The sequence below is a fragment of the Paraburkholderia sabiae genome (assembly GCF_030412785.1).
Taxonomy (GTDB): domain Bacteria; phylum Pseudomonadota; class Gammaproteobacteria; order Burkholderiales; family Burkholderiaceae; genus Paraburkholderia; species Paraburkholderia sabiae.
On record NZ_CP125295.1, the window covers coordinates 4,238,000 to 4,254,367 of the forward strand.

A 16,368-nucleotide genomic window follows, 5' to 3' on the forward strand; every position below is an offset into this window, starting at 1 on the left:
TGCAGCACCGTCACCTGGTCATGTCGACGCTGTGGATACGTGCCCCCTGGACCAGATCCGCAAACAGCGGCTGCGCCTGCAGACCCTGCGACAAGCGGCGTCCCGTGAAACCGGGGGCGCCTTTCTAGATGCACTGTATGGTCTGCTGCGTGTGCAGTGGCAGCATCGCCGCACAATCCAGCGCTCACTGCGCATACGCGATCGCCTCTGATGCATCTGCGTCGAAATCCGCCTGTTGTGGGACGGGAAAGCGCCCCACCGCGACGACATGCCGCGATCCATCGACGCACAACGCCGAGAGGCGCGTTGGCGACGAATCGCGTGAATTCGTCAAGCGCATCCACGCATAGAACGGGTGGGTCGAACGAATGCGGCGACTAGACCGCCTTCTTCATGGAAGGAGCCGGGTGCGAGACATAGTCGCGTCGCTCATAGAATGCGACCGCGTCGGGCTTGGCGTCGAGAAATACCCAGTTCATGTTGCGCGCGCGTGCATCCGCTTCTGCATAGTCCATCAACGCATGACCCGCGCCGCTTCCCCGGTGGCTGTCAGCAACGATAAGGTCGTCAACGTACAGGAACGCCCCTCTCGCTAAGGTGTGAACAGGCCGCATACCCAGCAATCCGATCAGCTTTCCGTTTGTGAACGCGCCGAGCAGTTCATAGCCGGAATACGATTGTTGAGCAACGGCCCGAAGAAACGCCATTTCGTCCAACGAGCGGAGCTCAGCCATCACAGGAAATGCGATTGGCCACTCGGTGGGAGAAAGCCGTCGAACGGTTATGGCGGCGGTAGAGCGAGTAGAAGTTGTCATTTTTCCTCGTCCTCAAACTTGTTGATGCATCCCAAAGCCGGCATCGCGTGCATATTCAGGGTGCGATCCAGCTGCGGTGCCAGATGTCGCCCTGACGAACGAAGCGCGCGCGCCATTGACGATCCGGTGTCGAATGATTCAGCCAATCCAGGCTGGTGGGGCTCACCTCAACGACGCAGAAATGCTTGAAACCTTCGTCCGGATCAGGGGCATCGCGTGTCTCGTCGAGCGCATCGTCCGGCCGGCTCACAGGCGTTCCAGGTGCGAGGCGCGTCCGATATTCGATCAGGTCATGGTCGGGACTGGACCTCCACGCATCGAGTCGCGCTTGCCCGTCGCGGACGATCCGCGTTACGCCGAGCACGCGGAGTTGCAGGTTGTGAACAGGGTCGACGCCTACCAGCGCGACGCGCGGCTCATCGCTTAATTCTGCAATCTTCGGCGAGCGCAGGTCGGTATGGAAAGTGAGCAGGTTCTTCGGTTCACTTACGCTCCGAAGTAGCACTGTGCGCACGTTCGGGCAGCCGCCGAAGCTGACCGTCGCCGCCTGCATCACCTTGAACGGATTATTTTCTTCGCGGACCGCGGCAGCGAGGCAATCCCAAATTCGGTCATAGATCTGTTCGAGGTTCACCGAGTCCATTCCTTTCAAGCCGGCCTTGGGTTCATGTTGGAGACAGACTGTCGACACGCAAGTCTAGCGGCTTTGGAGGGGCAGCCGAGAAGACGATTCGCCCGTCGATAAATCTTTGTCCAGCGACGGGTACGAGTCGTTCGCCGCGATCCGGCTCACCAGCAGCACTCCATCACGCTCCAGGATCGGGTACGCAGCAGCCGCAACGATATGCGAATTGATGAGTTTCATATCGCAGAGCAGGTCGAGATGCATTGCGCTGGTCTGCGCGGTGTCCAGACGACCCGAGCGTAACCTTTCGAAATGTGCAGCGGTCGCCGCGGACTCCGCTGCGCGGAATGTCACCTTTTCATCGGCAAGCGTCCGGGCGATACGTGCATCCTGCGTCATGAGCAACGACGCGGCGGTTCGCAGATTGACGGTCAGACGGTCCAGCATATCGAGCAATTCGGCCTCGCCTTCCTTCGAAAACGCAAGCCGACGCTTCACTCGTTTGGTCGCATGCGGAAGCAGATTGAGATCTACGACGTCGCCCGCCTGCTCGATATTTACGACGAAAGTCAGTATCTCGTTCAGACGCTGCCGATCGTCGTCGGTTAACTGCTCGGGATCGAGTGATGTGAGGTAGGTTTTGATCGCCGCATTGAGGCTATCCAGTATGTCGTCGCGCTGGCGGGTTTCGGTGACCAGCCTGCGATCGCCATTCGAGAGTACCGCCCGTGCGCCTGCCAGCATATCGCCCAGGACATCCGCTAGTCGAAGCGCTTCACGCGCCGCATTGGCAAGCGCCACGACCGGAAATTGCCTCGACATTGGGTCCAGGTACAGCGGTTGTCCCGGATCGGCGCTGCGTTCCTGCTGAGGCAGCAACCGCGCCAACAGTGCGGCATAGGGAGAGAGGACCAGCATGAACAGCCCAGCAACGATCAGATTGAAGAGAGTATGAAAATCCGCGACGACCCGCGCGTTATCCGGTTCGATGGTAACCATGGCGCGGCCGATCGGGTCGAGCGCTGCCATCGCGATCACGACGCCGGTTGCTCGCGATAGCAGATTGCCGATGGCCAGGCGCTTCGCTGCCGGGTCAGTCGACTGCGTTCCTTCCAGCACCGGGTTAATCGCGGTACCGAGATTGGCTCCGAGGACTAGCGCGAAGGCGGCATCTGGCGGGACCACGTTTTGTGCACAGAGCGACATGATGAAAAGAACGACGGCAACGCTCGAATGCGTCGCCCACGTCAAGCCCGCCGCGACCAGGACGTTCAGCAGCGGTGCACTCGACGCCGCGTGCAACTGCGTACTGAGAATGGACACATCGTCCTGATCCATCATCAGGCGAAGCAACTGGTGTAGCGCGAGCAGCATCAGACCCAGGCCGATCAAGGTTCGGCCAAGATCATGCGTGCGAGTGTTCGCCGCCTTGCGGAACATCAGAACGCCGACGAGGATCAGCGCTGGCGACGCAGCCGAAACATCGAACGACAAGGCCTGGACGATCAGCGTCGTGCCGACGTTCGCGCCCAGCATCACTGCGAGCGCTGGAACAGTCTCGACAAGCCCAGCCGCGACCAGTCCCGCTGTCATGAGACCAGTGGCCGTACTGCTCTGAAGGATCGCAGTGATGCCCAGCCCCGCAAGGAAAGCGCAAAACCGCCCATGCAGGGCACGTCCGAGAAGTGTACGAAGCCCGGCACCAAATACGCGCTGAATGCCGCTTTGAACCATATGGGTTCCCCATAGGAGCAAGGCGACGGAGCCAGCGAGGTCTAGCAGCGTAAGCGACAACGTTTTCTTCCTTTATCGGCGAGCTTCAGTTTCGCGTCAACCTTTTACTTATATCTGGCGCAGCATACAAAGGGCCTGTCGCCTGCTTCTGCAACGCGCGCATTTGTCTCGAGAGGAAAAGTGGACCAGGAACAGCGCGACAGATGCTTGCAATGGGTGCCTGCGGCGCTGCAATGAGGGTTTACTGACACACGACGCCCATTGAAGAAAGTATTGAGGCAAATCACAATAGGTTCTTCATACACAGCGCATCACTACTGTGAATAGACGAAACGCGAACTTCCAAGTGCTTCCGGCAGTTTTGATTAGTGGAACGCCGGAGGAAGTGGACCGCTATCTGGTGGAAGTACTCTGGGGAACGCCAGGCCCCGCGCCTTCCATGGACGATGTCGTCCGGTGGATCGGTTGCCTTCATAAGCGTGGCGACGACTTCGGATCGCACCAGGCAGCCTGCTACTACTGGCTCTGTGAGCATCGGGCCGGTTGTCCGCCTTGGTTCTTTCCGAAATGAGCCGGCTACGTTTTAGACTGGCAGAACATCGCTTCCGCAAGATCACGTCATCAGCCTCGATGTCTTGCGCATGATCGGCGCCCGTCACGGTCCATCGACTCGCTCCATTGACTCATCGACGTCATGGGAGACGTCGTGCGCCTCCAGCGGTTGGGCACTGACACTCGGGTCCTCGCCGTTGCGAAGACGTGCATGTCTGAGCAGGGAAGGCACCCGCGATATGTAGAGCGAGATTCCCTTGGTCGAGATGCTGGCCGGCAGGCGCGTAACACCTTGAAATCCGACCCATCGGCACCGTGCTATCTCGTTGCCCGGCTTTGGCTGCGCGCCGGGCGGCAGATGAGCGACGAATATGAAGTGTCGAGTGCGGGCTCCCCAGAACTGGAAGAGGTAATCGACGCGCAGTGCAGACAGTTGCGTCTCTTCCTGCAATTCCCGTATGGCAGCAGCCGAAAGCGATTCCCGGCATTTGCGGCTGCCTCCTGGTAATGCCCATCGTCCTCTCCGCTTTGCGACGAGCAATATCCGCTCGTCTCTTATGCATATAACGGTCGCGCGGTGCTTCATTCGCCTGTCCTCCATGACTTGGGAGTAGCAGTCCACGTGCCGTCGGTCCTGTCACGTAGTCAAATCGAAATGGTCGCTTCTGCGACGCCGGCAGATCCTTGATCTGCCCGCCCGTACGAAACCCATCCTTTCTGAACGGACGACGAATCTTAACTTTTGCATATGTGTACCGTAGGCTCACTGCACACTAGGGCATTTATCGTCGCTGGCACTGATGATCGATGAAGCTGCGGATGCCGAATGACGATGGCGGATGCGCCAAGAGACTCGGCAAACGATGAAACGGACAATTCGAGGAGACGGCAATGCTGAGTCCACACGAGCTTTCCATGTTGCTTCTCATCAAGAGTGCGACCGAATCGATCGACCTCGACCACACCGATCTCAATGCACTGCTGCAGCAACAGCTTGTCTCGCGGCAACGGTGTGACGACGGCATCGAACGTCTGGCGCTGACGCCAGCCGGTTTGTTAATGGTGAGGGCGATCATGTCAACGGCTGGACGCAACGTGCGATACCGCGCGTAACGGCGCGATTCTACGCGATCACCGGTCGGGCGGGCCACCCGGAGCGCCCGGCCTGGGGGCCCCGCTCAGTTTCTCGCAAAGCAGGGAATTCGCGTCAATTGCGTTGCGCCGGGGCCAATCTGGACGCCGCTGATTCCTTCAACCATGCCAGAAGATAAGGTCGTAAACTTGGGAAAGAAGGTGCCAATGGAGCGGCTCGGTCAACCAGTCGAACTCGCGCCAGCGTACGTCATGCTCGCGACCGATGAAGCGAGCTATGTGTCTGGCGCGACGATCGCCGTAACTGGCGGCGCGCCGATTCTATAGGTTCATGCGAGTGCGGTCTCGAGTATAGCTAACCTATATGTAGCGAAAACGTGCCGCCTCTGCACTCAACCACACGCAGCGAGCGGGATGGGTGCACGTCGGCTTTGACTGGTATCGGAGGTCAGTTCACATGCTCTCGACTGTCAAATGATCACGCAGGACGATAAGGCTGCCTTCGACGCCGCGTGTACCGTGCTGGGGAAAGCTACTGACGAGATTATGCGTTTGGAGAGGACCATCGAAGCATCGGAGGAAGCGCTTGCGAGGGCGCGTCGCCGGTACGAGCAGGCGCGGATCGAGTATATCTGTTGTCAGTTGCGTCTTCGCACGGCGGCGATAACGTCGTTGCCCGGATCGAAACCGACGACTGTTTCAATCATAGGAGAAGATGTACATATCAGAGAATCCATTGCCGCGTTGCTGTATGTGCATCGGACTCTGCATGCGGTCACCTGCGGCTTCGGTCATTGGTACGCTGACGCATCTTCGCCCGGATCCCAGACCCTGTTAGTCGACGTCGGCGAGCATTCGGTCGATGACGCTTTTCGGTTTACAAAGTCCTTGGACGGCTTGCCAGCAAAACCACGAATTATCGCGATGGTCTGGCCAAACCGGGCTGCGAATTTCATTGAAAGCGTCGATAGGATCGTCGAAAAGCCTCTTGGGCTGACGCGACTTCTCGACGCTATAGACGCTGAAGGCTCAAGCATCGAAGCGAGAGCACATCAAGAGCCGCTGTCTTGATTCGCGCAGCCAAAGAAGTCCGGTTGATGCAGTGCTGTGTCTGCACAGGTTGCCAGGCGTAGCGCGGATGAGTTAGGGTGTGCGTCCTTGTCCGCAAAAGCGGGCATTTTACGAAATGGAGCTCGCGCATGAACAAGCAGGAACTCATCGATGCGGTCGCCGCAGAAACCGGCGAAAACAAAGCCAGCACAGGCGAAGCTATTGATGCGATTTTCGCAGTCGTAGCTGCCGCAGTGACACGGGGCGATACCGTTCAACTGATTGGTTTTGGATCGTTTTCGACGGGCGCGCGCGCCGAACGCACCGGGCGTAACCCGTCTACGGGCGAAGCCATCACCATTCCTGCGGCCAGGACCGTGAAGTTCACGGCTGGCAAATCGTTCAAGGATGCGGTCAACGCTACGTGAGGTGAACGTCCTGCAAGGCGATGGCAGGCTGACGCCGACAGAATCGTGCCTGCCGGCTGGCGAGGACGATGCGCGTCAATGACCGGCGACGGCAATCAGTTCGAGCGCGGCATTCGCGATTGCCGTAGGCTGATCGCGTTGAACGAAGTGCCCGCTTTGTTCCAGATACACCGCTTTCGTCGCGCTGGAGAGCTCGTGAAAGTCTCGCTGAAGCCGATCCCATTGCGACTGTAACGCGCGCCTGGTCTTTTCGTCCGCGATGTTAGGCGCAGACAGGAATGAAGCGGCACTGAGTACGCGGATGGGCAGGTCGCCGAAAGAACCGGCACACATGCGATCTTTGTCGAGTGCCCCTGTAAGGTTGAGATGCTCTCGGGTTGAATCCGTACGTTTCCACGACCCCTGCCAGAATGAGCGCATACGGGCGAGCGCTCTCGGATCGGACTCCGTTGGAGAGGGGAACAACGGGCCGAGGCAATCGAACTGTCTGGGATGCATCGATTCCGCTAACACCAGACCAAGTACTTCCCGTCGATGCTCTCTGGCGAACGCGCGAACCAGCACTCCGCCGAACGAATGTCCAATGACGACAAACGGTGGACTCAGGTCGGTCGCTCCAATCAGTGTGCAAAGGTCGCTTTGCACGTCCTGAACGTCGCGTGCGCCGCATGCCGGTTCACTTGCTCCTCGACCGGCGCGGTCATAGACAAGCACTCGCGCGTGGTTTGCCAGAGTACAGGCAACGGAGGACCATTCGGCACTTTCTGCGCCAATCCCCGTCTCCAGCAGGACCGTAACGGCTCCTGTGCCCATGATGTCATAGACTATGCTTCTGTCCTTGATCCGTATTTTGCGCATGTTTTTCGGCAACTCGAGTTTTTCTGGTATCTGATCGGTAGCCAGCACCATGCCCAAGTCACCGCCAGACTGCCCGTCTAAATGCCGCGCGTTTGTCAATGGAGGTTCACGTGGCCGTAAATGACGCGACCATGTCTCCGTCCTGCCGTCGTCCACGGTCTACATCAGCTTGATGAAGCAACGGGCGTCCGAGACATTGACATAGAATCCGAATGGTCCAGTGGGTTGATAACCGTTGCGTTCGTACATAGCGATCGCGCGGCGATGCGCGCGTACCGACGATGAGTGCCCCGTATCCCGCGTTGATGCTTTCCTGTTCAAGGCGTTGGACGATTGCCGTTCCAACTCCTTTGTATTCCGGCCGGCAGTAGATTCGTTTGAGCTCCGCAACGCCGTAGTGGTGCCTTCGGAATGCGGAATGCTCCACAGCCGATTGCAGCGCCGCTTGACGTCCGCGCTATGACAAAGCCGCCGCGCGCCGAACACGCATCCTCGATATCGAACAGGGACTGTCCGCCGTCCCAGTAGAGAGGGCGAGCGCCGCACTCAGTTCATCAAGCAGCATCTGAGCGTGCGCACTGCGGGGATCGGCCCGACACACGACAGCAGTAAGCGTCGATTGCTTCATGGTTGTCATCCTCTCTATCCGTAAGCGTCGCGTGGGAGCCGTTGAGAATTCTCTGGACAAGCGTCGAAGGACGCGGCAGGCGTATCGCGCTGCTGCCAGCAGGGATCAAAGCGAGGCAGGTGTAGATAGGGGGAGATGCTTCGCGACGTTCCAGGGCAACAATTCGTCGATGCGGTTGGCCTGGTGATCGGCGATGTGCGTAAGCACGTATTCCAGATAGGAGCGTGGGTTGATGCCATTCAACTTGCACGAGCCGATCAGGCCATACATGGCGGCGGCTCGCTCACCACCGCTGTCGGAGCCCGCGAACATAAAATTGCGCCGACCAAGGGCCACACAGCGCAAGGCATTTTCGGCAAGCACGTTGCTGATTTCGACACGGCCGTCGTCACAGAACAGTGTGAGGCCATCCCATCGGTTCAGAGAGTAGTTGATCGCTTCGACCAGTGGTGCCTTTGGCCAGAGAGTGGCGAGTTTCTCCTTCATCGACTTCTCGAGAGCCACGAGCAACGGGCTGGTCTTTTCTCGCCTGACGCGTCGCCGCTCATCAGGTGGTCTGCCGCGGATAGCAGCCTCGATTTCGTAGAGATCGCCAATCATGTCGAGCCATTGCTTCGTGGTTTCCGACGGCGCTGTCTCATGGACGTCGAAGAGATATCGACGCGCGTGATCCCAGCAAGAAGCCAGGCGAACTTTGCCGCTTTCGGTCAGTTCGTTGAAGCCGGCATAGCCGTCCCCTTGAAGGACGCCTTCGAATCCGGCGAGATGGGTCTGGGGGTGGATGCCTTTTCGGTCCGGCGAATACGCGAACCAGACAGCAGCGGGTTCGCTCGAACCTGAGCGGCGATCATCGCGCACGTAGACCCACAACCGACCGGTCCTGGTCTTCTTGTTCCCGGGTGCGAGCACCGGGATCGGCGTGTCGTCCGCGTGGAGCTTCGCACTCGCCATTGTGTAGCGACGCAGCGCTTCAGTCAGCAGTCGGCAGAGTTCTTCGCATTGCCCGACCCAGCGTGCCATGGTGGCCCGATCGAGACGTACGCCGTCGCGCGCCGCGATCTCGGATTGCCGATACAGCGGCGTGTGGTTCGCATACTTCGCAACGATGATCTCAGCCAGCAAGCTCGGATGCGCGATGCTGCGCTCGATCGGCAGCCCCGGCATGGGTAGTTGCACGATATGTCCACAACCGGTGCAGATCCGCTTGCGACGGATCGTGCGGATGACCTTGAACATCGCCGTGACGCGTGCGAGCTGCTCGGACACGTCCTCGCCGAGCAGTTCCATGGCGTTGTCGCACTTCGGGCAGATCGAGGCGGGCTCGAGCACGCGCTCCTCGCGCGGCAGGTGGGGCGGCAAGGCTTCCTGCGGGGATGGCGCAGACACGCCTGAACTTGATGCACGAGCGCGCGCACGGCGGACATCGGCGACGCCGCTGCCCGCTGCCAGATCCTCGAGTTGGGTTTCGAGCCGATCGATCTGCCGCTCAAGTTGCTCGGATTTGCGACCGAAGTGCATACGCCTGAGCTTGTCGATCTGGGCCGTCAGGCGCTCGATCTCCTGGTCCCGTTCGACAATCTCCCGGTCGCGGTCGGCAATCTCCTGCAGCATCTTTGCCATCGACGCCTGCTGCTCGAGCACCAGGGCCTGGAGCTCGGCAACGGTGTCCGGAAGTGGCGCATGATCGGGCATGCGCTGCAGTTTACGAGCCTTCGATGCGGTTTACAACATCGACAATGCGGCCGTACGACGGGGTTGTCGCCAATCGATGCCTTCCAGCAACATCGACAGCTGCGCCGACGTGAGATAGATCTTGCCACCATCAGCCTGGGGCCAGACAAAACGCCCACGGGTAATCCGCTTCGCCAGAAGCCATAGTCCGTCATCGGTTGCCCAGAGAATTTTTACCAGATCGCCGCGACGTCCCCGAAAAATGAACACGTCGCCGCCGAGCGGATTCTCTTCGAGTGCCGCTTGCACCTTCGCGGCAAGAGCCGGGAAACCACTACGCATGTCGGTGACGCCTGCGGCGATCCAGATGCGAGTGCCTGCCGGCAGGCCGATCATCGGGATAGCTCCCGGATCAGCAGCCGCAGCATATCCGGTGACACGTTGCCGCGAACCCTCAAGCGTGCACGGTCGAACTCGATCTCGCAAAGATCCTCTGGCGACCGTGCTATATCGACTGCCATCGGTGGCTTATGTTCTGCCGCCTCAGCGACGACATCCACAGGCAACAGCGACGGCACCTCCGATGCGCGCTTCGGCGTTACGCCCTCCGGAAGCGTTGGCAAACCGTACTCTCCTTCCAGATAATGCCGTCGCCATTTGAACAACAGGTTCGCATTGATGTCGTTGCTGCGCGCGATCAATGCCACCGACGCGCCCGGCTCAAAAGATTGTTCAACCAGTTGCCGTTTGAACTCGGTCGGAAAGTTCGGCCGCTTATGTGCGCCGTCTGCGGCGCCAACGCCCCACGTCTTGTCCACTTTGGTATCCACCATTAAATTGGTGGATACCAAACTACCCAAAACCTCAATCAGCACGCCAGAACGGCCACTGCGAGACGCTTACCTCTATCCGGTTCACTGGCGTCGAGCAAGTGGAAGACCCGAAGAGCAGCATGAACGTCACTCCGATGGACAACCGGATGGCACATCGTTTGCGCTGACTGATGTCACTCCGAAAGCAACGGGGTATCGACTGGATTTCCACGAACGCAATGGAGAAACACGTGAAACGCAAGCTTATTTTTGCGGTTCCATTCCTCGCTCTCACCTGTGCCATATCTGCGCAAGGTGCTGGCGGGAACGGCAATGGCGGGACGGGATCGGGTAACGCACATGGCGCTGCAACTGCGGGGCCTACCACAGGAGGCGAGCCCGCGTCGGGAGCAATGTCGGGCAAACACATTAAGCATCACAAGTCCAGGAAAGCGCCCGCTACTGATTCAACGAACATGCCCGGTGCCGACGCTAGTAGCGATACTAAAGGGCAATGACGAAGCAATTCGACACGCCGAGCCGCCATGCAATTCGTCCCGTCTCGCCCGTTACGCCGGCGAGGCTCAGGACTTTACTCTTGATAGTTGCTAAAGCGGGTTGCGGCCGTGTTCGAGCAGTTCGGGCTCGAAAAATATCCATTTCGCGGAAGGGAAGCGCTCCCTCAGCCCGTTTTCAATACGGTCTATCGTGCGAACCAGTTCGCTCGCGCTCGCGTGTGGTTCGAGTTCCGCCTGAATCGCGATCACGAGATCGTCCGACCATTTCAGCGCGATCAGGCTGACAATGCGTCGAACTTCGCTGCGTTCGTTCAGCCAGGCACACATCTCGTCGCGTACATGCCGGTGCGCCGCTTCGCCCACGAGTAACGATTTGATCTCTTTCATCGAGAACAGCGCCGTCGCCGTCAGGACAAGACCGACACCGACACTGCCGAGCGCATCGTAAACCGGATTTCCAGTGAGCATGGCAAGGCCGATGGCGATCAGGGAGACAAGCACACCCGCGACTGCGGCGATATCCTCGCTGACCGCGAGCATCACGGACGGACGGCCGCTTTCCTTGAACCAGTGCAGCAGTCCCTTGGCGCGATGCCCAGGCTCGATGGTGCGGATGGAGGCTCGTAGCGCCAATCCCTCGATCACGCCGGACACGCACAATACGCAAACCGCCAGCAGAGGATGTTCAAGCTGCGAGTGGTGGGCTGCCCGATACCCGCCGATCACCATCGAGGCAACGCCGCCGACGATGAAAAGCTGCATCGCCACCAACATTCCATAGACATAAGTCTCGCGACCGAAGCCCAACGGATGTTGTTCGTCGGGCGTTGCGCGCGCCGCACGATGGCCGACGAGCAGGACAAGCTGGTTCAGACAGTCGGCGCTGGAATGGACGGCTTCGGCGAGTGCGGATCCGGAATTGGTGTAGAAAGCGACGCCGAACTTGCACGCGGCCACGGCAATATTCGACGCGAGGGCGTAATAGATCGCGCGTGGCGCAGATGGTCCTTGCCGACGGGACTCCGCGTTCATGACCCGCCCTCCATTTTTCGATGCTCTCGACTTTTAGAAGAGTTTCAGCAGCAAGAAGCAGGCCGTCGAGAGCCGTTTGGAAGAAAGAAGCGGTGCCGTGCTCGTTGACGTTACGGGAACGGCGCTTGCCCGGAGCCGTCATTGGTCAAGTCATTGACGACGGGAGACGCGGTCGTGGCGAACTCGAAATCGGCGGAGCACAACGACGACCAACCGGTCGTGCGAAAAGGGCAGGTGACAGAGAAAATGTCGCGCGAAGCGTTTCGTGTCCGCTTCAACGCGCGGTTCTACGACCCGGCCTTTCGCATCGAGGACGTGGCGATCGGGCGGCTGGAAGAGATCGCATGGGAGGCTTACGCGCAGGGCCGCAAGGCGCCCGTCACCGAAAAGGCTGGTGCGGGCTACGTGGATCCTGACTACGATCTGTCCGTCGAATGGCGCGAGGCCGCGCAGCGCATTAAGGCCGCACAGGAGCACCAGCAGAATCCCTCGACGCGTTCGCGCGTGCTCGTCATCAACGCGTCGACGCGTAACGACTATACGTGTCCCGGCGAAATGTCGAAAAGTTTTCGTCTTGCGAAGCGCGTAGAGGCGATCGCCACGGACGCACGTTTCGACGTCGATTTTCTCGACCTCTCACTGCTTTCATCCGATCACGACCTGCACATCCATCCGTGCAAAGCGTGCGTGTCGACGGCAATGCCGTTGTGTCACTGGCCGTGCAGCTGCTATCCGAATCATTCGCTCGGGCAGGTCAACGACTGGATGAACGAAATCTACGAGCGATTCGCTGCGTGTCATGGCGTCGTGATTGTGACGCCCGTCTATTGGTATCAGTCGCCGAGTGCGCTGAAGCTGATGATCGACAGGCTGGTTTGCGCGGACGGCGGCAACGCCGATCCGTCTTCGACGCAAGGCAAGGATCCGCAACGCGCGAAACAGCTCGAACTCGAAGGCTGGTCTTATCCCAAGCATCTGAAGGGCCGCGCCTATGGACTTGTCGTGCACGGCGACGTCGCGGGCATCGAAGGTTCGCGCGCGGCGCTCGCCGACTGGCTCGACTGGATGGGGTTCATCGAAGCGGGCGCGCAGGCGCGTCTGGACCGGTACATCAACTATTACGCCCCGTATGCGACCAGCCACGACGCACTCGACGAGGACAAGGGCATGCAGGCGGAAACGGACAACGTTGCGCGCGCAGTCATCAATGCGGTGACGGCGATTCGCGAGGGGACGCTGCGTCGCCCCGACGATGCGCTGACGCCACCGCGCGCGAAGTAACGTCTAGCGTTGCTTCTACCCGCGATAGGAACGATGGATGCTCGAACGATGTTGTCGTTCAGCGCTTGCGCTTCTCTGCGGCGCGAAATCCACTTTTTCATTCTCACTGGAGCATTCAATGAAAGCACTCGTTTATGAGGGGCCGCGGAAAGTCGTTGTCAAGGACATGCCGGACGCGCGCATTGAGAAGCCGACCGACGTGCTCGTGAAGATCACCACCACCAATATTTGCGGCTCCGATCTGCACATGTATGAAGGCCGGACGAACATGGAGAGCGGGCGGATTCTCGGCCATGAAAATCTTGGCGTCGTGACCGAAGTTGGCAGTGCGGTCGAGCGCGTCAAGGTCGGCGACCGGGTTTGCCTTCCGTTCAATATCGGCTGTGGCTTTTGCAAGAACTGCGAGCGCGGTCTCACCGGCTTTTGCCTCACTGCGAATCCGGGCGTGGCTGGCGCGGCTTATGGTTTTGCTGGCATGGGGCCGTACAGCGGCGGACAGGCAGAGTATCTGCGCGTGCCGTTCGGCGATTTCAACTGCCTGCTGCTGCCGCCCGATGCCGAGGAAAAGGAAAACGACTACGTCATGCTCTCAGACATCTTCCCGACGGGTTATCACGCGACGGTGCTCGCCGGCGTCGAAGCAGGCGATAGCGTGGTGATCTACGGTGCAGGTCCTGTCGGGCTGATGGCGACCATTTCAGCGAACCTGAAGGGCGCGAGCAAGATCATGGTGGTTGACTCGCATCCCGATCGGTTGAAGCTGGCCGAGAAGCTGGGCGCGATTCCCATCGACGACAGCGACGGCCATTCCGCCGAGCGTGTGCTCGAACTGACGGGCGGCGAGGGTGCCGATCGCGGCTGCGAGTGCGTCGGCTATCAATGCGGCTGCAAGGGCCATGAAGTGCCGAACCTGACGATGAACAATCTCGTGAAGGCCGTGCGTCCGACGGGGGGCATCGGCGTCGTGGGCGTGTTCGTCGCGGAAGATCCAGGCTCGCCCGACGAGCTGATGAAGAAAGGCCAGCTCGCATTCGACTTCGGCCAGTTCTGGATGAAAGGCCAGCACATGGCGACGGGGCAGGCGAACGTGAAGGCGTATAACCGCAAGCTGCGCGACCTGATTGCAGCGGGGAAGGTGAAGCCCTCGCAGATCGTCTCGCACGAACTGCCGCTCGACAAGGCGCCCGAAGGCTACGAGAACTTCGATGCGCGCAAGGACGGCTGGACCAAGGTCGTGCTGAAGACGGCGGCGTGAAGCGAACGACCCGCGCGGTTCAACCGCGCGAACATTGCAGGAGCAGAGCATGTCCGAAGTCCCCGATACGATGCGGGCGTTCCGCATCCACCGCTTCGGCGGTCCCGAAGTACTCGAAGCCGACTCGATCGCCGTGCCGCAGCCAGGCCGGGGCGAGCTGCTCGTCAGGGTGCTCGCGTCGAGCGTCAATCCCGTCGACATCAAGACGCGCGAAGGCCGCTATCCGCTGATACGCGAGGACGCGTTGCCCTATACGCTGGGCCGCGACTTCGCCGGCGTGATTGCTCGAACGGGTGACGGCGTCGCGGGCTGGAAGGCGGGCCAGGAAGTGTACGCGTTCATCGGGCAGGGGCCGGGTGCGCATGCCGAATATGTCGTCGTCGATCAGGCGGCGCTGGCGCGAAAGCCCAGCACGCTCGATTTCCGGCAGGCCTGCGCGGTTCCGCTCGCGGCGCTGACCGCTTGGCAGGGCCTGTTCGAACACGGCATGCTCGAAGCCGATGAGCGCGTTCTGATCCACGCGGGCGCGGGCGGCGTCGGACATTTCGCCGCGCAGTTCGCGAAGCTGAAGGGCGCGAAGGTGTGGGTCACGGCGTCGGGCGACGGGATCGATTTCGTGCAGTCGCTCGGCATCGACAACGTGATCGACTACCGGACGCAGCAGTTCGAAGCGGCCGTGTGCGAGGTGGATCTCGTCTACGACATGGTCGGCGGCGAGACCCAGGAGCGCTCATGGAACGTGTTGCGCAAGGGCGGGCGACTCGTCTCCACGCTCAACGAACCATCGCAGATCAAGGCGGCCGAACACGGCGCAACGGCGATGCGCTATACGGCGCATCCCGATGGCAAGGCGCTCGCGCGCATCGGTGAACTGATCGACGACGGCGCGGTGCGCGTCGTCGTGTCAGGGCAGTATGCGTTCGATGAAGTGCCCGCCGCACTGGCGTGTGTCGAGCGCGGCCATGTGCACGGAAAGATCGTGGTTCACGCGGCGGGCTGAATCGAACGGAAGGCGCTTGACGCCGTGGCCCCCGCTTCGGCTCGCGCGCCTGAAGCGGACTGCAGCAGTGCCGCGAAATAGCGGACCGTTTGCGCGAGACCGTCGTCGAGCGACGTGTGCGGTTCCCACGCGAGCAGCTGCTTCGCGCGTGCGATGTCCGGTTGTCGATGCCACGGATCGTCGACGGGCAGCGGGCGAAACTCGATCGCCGACGACGACCCCGTGATCTCGACGACGCGTTGCGCGATTTCCACCATCGACACTTCATGCGGATTGCCGAGATTGACGGGACCATCGGGATACTCGGGCAAATTCATCAGGCGGACGAACGCCTCGATCATGTCGTCGACGAAACAGAACGAGCGCGTCTGCGAGCCGTCGCCGTACACCGTCAGCGGTTCGCCGCTTAGCGCCTGCATGACGAAATTGGATACCACGCGGCCATCGGCGGGATGCATGCGCGGCCCGTAGGTGTTGAAGATGCGCGCAATGCGGATTTCTAGCCCATGCTGGCGGCGATAATCCATGAACAGCGTTTCCGCGCAGCGCTTGCCTTCGTCATAGCAGGAACGCGGGCCGATCGGGTTCACGTGACCCCAGTAGTCTTCTTTCTGAGGATGCACGCGCGCATCGCCGTAGACCTCGCTGGTCGACGCCTGGAAGATCTGCGCTCCGACGCGCTTCGCTAGGCCCAGCATATTGATCGCGCCGTGTACGCTCGTCTTCGTGGTCTGCACGGGGTCGTGCTGATAATGAATGGGCGACGCAGGACACGCCAGGTTATAGATTTCGTCCACTTCGACATAGAGCGGAAATGTCACGTCATGCCGCATCAGTTCGAAGTTCGCGCAATCGAGCAGGTGCGCGATGTTGTCCTTGGTGCCCGTGTAAAAGTTGTCGACGCACAGCACGTCATGGCCTTGCGTGACGAGCCGTTCGCACAGATGCGAGCCGAGAAACCCGGCGCCGCCCGTCACGAGTATGCGTTTGCGCGATACCTCTTTCATCGTGTTGCTC

At 60.2% G+C, this 16,368-nt stretch carries 17 protein-coding genes and 1 pseudogene; 8 read left to right on the plus strand and 10 right to left on the minus strand.

What is annotated here, in order from left to right; translation table 11 throughout:
- Window positions 1–377 precede the first annotated feature (377 nt).
- The 4 genes from QEN71_RS19045 to QEN71_RS19060 form a co-directional block, all read right to left on the minus strand.
- A complete protein-coding gene (locus QEN71_RS19045) occupies window positions 378–815 on the minus strand; it encodes a GNAT family N-acetyltransferase (RefSeq protein ID WP_201660604.1) in 438 nt (145 codons plus the stop codon).
- Between the two features lie 55 nt (window positions 816–870).
- Entirely contained in the window at window positions 871–1,458 is a 588-nt protein-coding gene (locus tag QEN71_RS19050) for a pyridoxamine 5'-phosphate oxidase family protein (RefSeq protein ID WP_233472128.1), read from the minus strand.
- Between the two features lie 54 nt (window positions 1,459–1,512).
- Window positions 1,513–3,234 carry a Na/Pi cotransporter family protein gene (locus QEN71_RS19055; protein WP_201660598.1) on the minus strand — a complete coding sequence of 574 codons (1,722 nt, stop codon included), beginning with the start codon at window positions 3,232–3,234 and terminating at the stop codon, window positions 1,513–1,515.
- 595 nt (window positions 3,235–3,829) lie between these two features.
- Window positions 3,830–4,312 (minus strand): NUDIX hydrolase, encoded by a 483-nt coding sequence (locus QEN71_RS19060; protein WP_201660595.1) that lies wholly within the window; start codon window positions 4,310–4,312, stop codon window positions 3,830–3,832.
- Between the two features lie 329 nt (window positions 4,313–4,641).
- On the opposite strand from QEN71_RS19060, the gene QEN71_RS19065 reads away from it, so the two are divergent.
- The 4 genes and pseudogenes from QEN71_RS19065 (at window position 4,642) to QEN71_RS19080 (ending at window position 6,296) form a co-directional block, all read left to right on the plus strand.
- A complete protein-coding gene (locus QEN71_RS19065; RefSeq protein WP_201660592.1) occupies window positions 4,642–4,839 on the plus strand; it encodes a hypothetical protein in 198 nt (65 codons plus the stop codon).
- Between the two features lie 54 nt (window positions 4,840–4,893).
- Window positions 4,894–5,145 (plus strand): annotated as a pseudogene (locus QEN71_RS19070) (SDR family oxidoreductase); the annotation flags it as partial.
- Between the two features lie 147 nt (window positions 5,146–5,292).
- On the plus strand, window positions 5,293–5,889 hold the full coding sequence (locus QEN71_RS19075; protein ID WP_201660589.1) for a hypothetical protein: 597 nt from the start codon (window positions 5,293–5,295) through the stop codon (window positions 5,887–5,889).
- A 128-nt stretch (window positions 5,890–6,017) separates the two neighbouring features.
- The gene (locus QEN71_RS19080; RefSeq protein WP_201660587.1) at window positions 6,018–6,296 is read left to right on the plus strand and encodes an HU family DNA-binding protein; all 279 of its coding nucleotides are present in this window, start codon (window positions 6,018–6,020) and stop codon (window positions 6,294–6,296) included.
- Window positions 6,297–6,371: 75 nt separating this feature from the next.
- Here the strand turns inward: QEN71_RS19080 and QEN71_RS19085 are convergent, their stop codons facing one another.
- The 4 genes from QEN71_RS19085 to tnpA all read right to left on the minus strand — a co-directional run bounded on the left by QEN71_RS19085 (window position 6,372) and on the right by tnpA (window position 10,328).
- A complete protein-coding gene (locus QEN71_RS19085; RefSeq protein ID WP_201660584.1) occupies window positions 6,372–7,205 on the minus strand; it encodes an alpha/beta fold hydrolase in 834 nt (277 codons plus the stop codon).
- A 682-nt stretch (window positions 7,206–7,887) separates the two neighbouring features.
- The gene (gene tnpC / locus QEN71_RS19090) at window positions 7,888–9,474 is read right to left on the minus strand and encodes an IS66 family transposase (RefSeq protein WP_201662954.1); all 1,587 of its coding nucleotides are present in this window, start codon (window positions 9,472–9,474) and stop codon (window positions 7,888–7,890) included.
- Window positions 9,475–9,504: 30 nt separating this feature from the next.
- Window positions 9,505–9,849 (minus strand): IS66 family insertion sequence element accessory protein TnpB, encoded by a 345-nt coding sequence (gene tnpB / locus QEN71_RS19095; protein WP_201662951.1) that lies wholly within the window; start codon window positions 9,847–9,849, stop codon window positions 9,505–9,507.
- A complete protein-coding gene (gene tnpA / locus QEN71_RS19100; RefSeq protein WP_233472249.1) occupies window positions 9,846–10,328 on the minus strand; it encodes an IS66-like element accessory protein TnpA in 483 nt (160 codons plus the stop codon). The genes tnpB and tnpA overlap by 4 nt, the downstream gene beginning before the upstream one ends.
- Window positions 10,329–10,504: 176 nt before the next feature.
- On the opposite strand from tnpA, the gene QEN71_RS19105 reads away from it, so the two are divergent.
- Window positions 10,505–10,783, plus strand: a complete 279-nt coding sequence (locus tag QEN71_RS19105; protein WP_233471803.1) for a hypothetical protein — start codon at window positions 10,505–10,507, stop codon at window positions 10,781–10,783.
- Between the two features lie 90 nt (window positions 10,784–10,873).
- Here the strand turns inward: QEN71_RS19105 and QEN71_RS19110 are convergent, their stop codons facing one another.
- Complete coding sequence (locus QEN71_RS19110) at window positions 10,874–11,815, minus strand: cation diffusion facilitator family transporter (RefSeq protein ID WP_201650579.1); 942 nt, start codon at window positions 11,813–11,815, stop codon at window positions 10,874–10,876.
- A 246-nt stretch (window positions 11,816–12,061) separates the two neighbouring features.
- Here QEN71_RS19110 and QEN71_RS19115 point away from each other — a divergent pair, with 246 nt between their 5' ends.
- The 3 genes from QEN71_RS19115 to QEN71_RS19125 all read left to right on the plus strand — a co-directional run bounded on the left by QEN71_RS19115 (window position 12,062) and on the right by QEN71_RS19125 (window position 15,351).
- Window positions 12,062–13,096, plus strand: coding sequence for a flavodoxin family protein (locus QEN71_RS19115; RefSeq protein ID WP_201650600.1), 1,035 nt, complete (start codon window positions 12,062–12,064; stop codon window positions 13,094–13,096).
- A gap of 118 nt (window positions 13,097–13,214) precedes the next feature.
- Window positions 13,215–14,351: a glutathione-independent formaldehyde dehydrogenase gene (locus QEN71_RS19120; RefSeq protein WP_201650578.1), complete on the plus strand. Its 1,137-nt coding sequence runs from the start codon at window positions 13,215–13,217 to the stop codon at window positions 14,349–14,351.
- A gap of 49 nt (window positions 14,352–14,400) precedes the next feature.
- Window positions 14,401–15,351, plus strand: coding sequence for an NADP-dependent oxidoreductase (locus QEN71_RS19125; RefSeq protein WP_201650577.1), 951 nt, complete (start codon window positions 14,401–14,403; stop codon window positions 15,349–15,351).
- Here QEN71_RS19125 and QEN71_RS19130 read toward each other — a convergent pair.
- The gene (locus QEN71_RS19130) at window positions 15,336–16,358 is read right to left on the minus strand and encodes a UDP-glucuronic acid decarboxylase family protein (protein WP_201650576.1); all 1,023 of its coding nucleotides are present in this window, start codon (window positions 16,356–16,358) and stop codon (window positions 15,336–15,338) included. The genes QEN71_RS19125 and QEN71_RS19130 overlap by 16 nt on opposite strands.
- Window positions 16,359–16,368 lie beyond the last annotated feature (10 nt).